Annotated in this window: 1 protein-coding gene; it reads right to left on the bottom strand. The window is 39.6% G+C overall.

Annotated elements, in window-relative coordinates; genetic code table 11:
* Window positions 1-144 precede the first annotated feature (144 nt).
* Window positions 145-2991, bottom strand: coding sequence for a methylmalonyl-CoA mutase family protein (locus NZ519_13355; protein MCS7029740.1), 2847 nt, complete (start codon window positions 2989-2991; stop codon window positions 145-147).
* Window positions 2992-3141 lie beyond the last annotated feature (150 nt).

Here is a 3141-nt window from a genome sequence, read left to right as displayed (position 1 = left end):
GGCGTTAGCCCAGTGCGGAGCGAAGCGTAGCACCGAAGCGTTAGCGTAGCCCGCAGCACGCCGACCTTGTGGGCAAAAGCCCACAAGGGCACGCCCAAAAAAGTAAAATTCAATTGAAATAAAATCAAAAATACCAATCAAAGATTACATATTTCTCCTGTATTGACCACCGACCTCGTACAGGGCGGCAGAAATTTGTCCCAAAGAAGCAACTTTAACGGTTTCTAAAAGTTCGTCAAAAATATTTCCGTTACTAATTGCAACCTGCTGTAATTTTCTTAGGGCTTGGGCAGATACCTCCGCATTGCGTTTTTTGAAAGCTTCTAAATTAGCAATTTGTTGCTCTTTTTCCTCCATAGTAGAACGAATTACTTCTTGCGGAATTATAGTAGGCGAACCTTTGGAATTTAAGAAAGTATTTACACCAATAATTGGCAGTTCTCCTGAATGTTTGAGCGTTTCGTAGTACAAACTTTCTTCTTGAATTTTATTGCGTTGATACATAGTTTCCATAGCGCCTAGTACGCCGCCACGTTCAGCAAGGGCTTCAAATTCTCGTAGTACGGCTTCTTCTACTAAGTCTGTGAGTTCTTCTATGATAAAGCTACCTTGCAAAGGGTTTTCGTTTTTAGCCAATCCCAATTCACGGTTAATAATCAGCTGAATGGCTACGGCACGGCGGACACTTTCTTCGGTAGGGGTGGTAATAGCTTCATCGTAAGCGTTAGTGTGTAATGAGTTACAGTTATCGTAAATAGCATAGAGCGCTTGCAGCGTAGTACGAATATCGTTAAAATCAATTTCTTGGGCATGTAAGCTGCGCCCTGAAGTTTGAATATGATATTTGAGCATTTGGCTGCGTTCATTAGCTTTGTATTTGTATTTCATAGCCTTAGCCCAGATTCTACGGGCTACACGCCCTATTACAGAGTATTCAGGGTCCATTCCGTTAGAGAAAAAGAAACTCAAATTCGGTGCAAAGTCATCAATGTGCATGCCCCGAGAAAGGTAATATTCTACAAAGGTAAACCCATTAGCCAAAGTAAAAGCTAATTGAGTTATGGGATTTGCCCCAGCTTCTGCAATGTGATAGCCTGAAATAGAAACAGAATAAAAGTTCCTTACTTTATTTCGGATAAAGCTTTCTTGAATATCGCCCATCATGCGTAAAGCAAACTCAGTAGAGAAAATACACGTGTTTTGCGCTTGGTCTTCTTTGAGTATATCTGCTTGGACTGTACCTCTTACTGTACTTAGTGCCTTAGCTTTGATTTGTTGATAAACTTCTTGCGGTAGTACTTGATCCCCTGTTACGCCTAAAAGGAGTAAACCTAATCCATTATGTCCTTCAGGTAATTTACCTTGATAAGTGGGAATAGGTAGTCCTTTTGCGTCATAAATAGCTTTGATTTTAGCTTTGACTTCTTCTACTAGTCCATTTTCTATAATGTATTTTTCGCACTCTTGGTCAATGGCAGTGTTCATGAAAAAAGCTAGAATAATCGGTGCAGGTCCGTTAATAGTCATAGAAACGGAAGTACTGGGGTTACAAAGGTCAAAGCCTGAGTATAGTTTTTTGGCATCGTCCAAAGTACAAATGCTCACGCCTGAATTGCCAATTTTGCCATAAATATCGGGTCTATGATGAGGATCTTCGCCGTAAAGAGTTACACTATCAAAAGCAGTGGATAACCTTGCCGCAGCCATACCTTTAGAAAGATAATGAAACCTACGGTTAGTGCGTTCAGGTCCACCTTCTCCTGCAAACATACGAGTGGGATCTTCGTTTGTGCGTTTGAAAGGAAACACTCCTGCTGTGTAAGGGAATTCACCAGGTACATTTTCTTGTAAGCACCATTTGAGTATTTCTCCCCAAGATTGGAATTTGGGTAAAGCTACCTTAGGTATTAGAGAGTGGGATAAACTTTTAGTATAGTTAGCAACTTTGATATCTTTACCTCGTACTTGGTAAACAAAGTATTCATCCCTGTATTTTTGTTTTTTAGCTTCCCAATTCTCTAAAATTCGTTTGCATTCGCCGTCTAAATCTTGCTCATAATGTTTGTAAATTCTTTCTACTTCTTGAACGACACTTTCAGGTGCATTAGACTGTTTGAGTTCTTGGATAGTTCCGTGCAGTTGATACATTTTATTCGCAATAGCTACTTGTTTTTTTACCCATTCATCATAGTTTCGGTTATTTTCGGCAATTTCAGCTAGGTAGCGTGTTCTGTGAGGAGGAATGATGTACCTTTTTTGACTTATTCCGCCAACAATTTGAGTGTTAAGTTTAAACTCTACGCCTGTTTTTTCTTTTATTTTTTCAATAATAGCTAAAAAAACACTATTTGTGCCAGGGTCATTAAATTGGGATGCTATGGTACCAAAAATAGGTAGTTCTTCGTCAGATTTGTCAAATAGATTGTGGTTACGTTTGTATTGTTTGCGTACGTCGCGAAGGGCATCTTGGGCACCGCGTTTATCAAATTTGTTAATCACAATAATATCGGCGTAATCTAACATGTCAATTTTTTCTAGTTGAGTAGCAGCACCAAATTCGGGTGTCATCACGTATAGGCTTATGTCAGAATGATCGACAATTTCTGTATCACTTTGACCAATTCCTGAGGTTTCTACAATAATCAGGTCAAAGCCTGCGGCTTTACAAATGAGAATGGCATCTTTAACGTGCTTACTTAGAGCTAAATTACTTTGGCGAGTGGCTAATGACCGCATGTATACTCTTGGATTGTTTATAGAATTCATGCGAATTCTATCTCCCAATAAAGCGCCGCCTGTTTTACGTTTAGAAGGGTCTACAGAGATAACTGCTATGGTAGTGTCCGATGTAGTGAGTAAGAATCTGCGGATAATTTCATCAGTTAATGAGGATTTTCCACTTCCGCCTGTACCTGTAACACCTAGTACAGGGATAGTTTTAGTTTGAATAAAAGGTATTTTTTGAATTTCTGCGCTAGTTTTGACTTCCATACATCAAAGATATGAATTTCAACACAAATGAACAAAGAAAGTTTAATACCTTCGTGTATTTTTGAATAATTTCTTTTTTGGGCGTGCCCCTTGCTGACGCAAGGGTCGGGGCATTCCGCACTACGCTTCGCTTCGGTACTTCGCTAACGC

This window comes from Bacteroidia bacterium (assembly GCA_025056095.1).
Lineage (GTDB): Bacteria > Bacteroidota > Bacteroidia > JANWVE01 > JANWVE01 > JANWVE01.
Note: the sequence above shows the minus strand (reverse complement) of the source record. Positions and strands in the feature narration are given on the sequence as shown.

Excerpts from the sequence above, each read along its gene's own strand:
- NZ519_13355 (MCS7029740.1), bottom strand. The coding sequence starts at position 2,991 with ATGGAAGTCAAAACTAGCGCAGAAATTCAAAAAATACCTTTTATTCAA.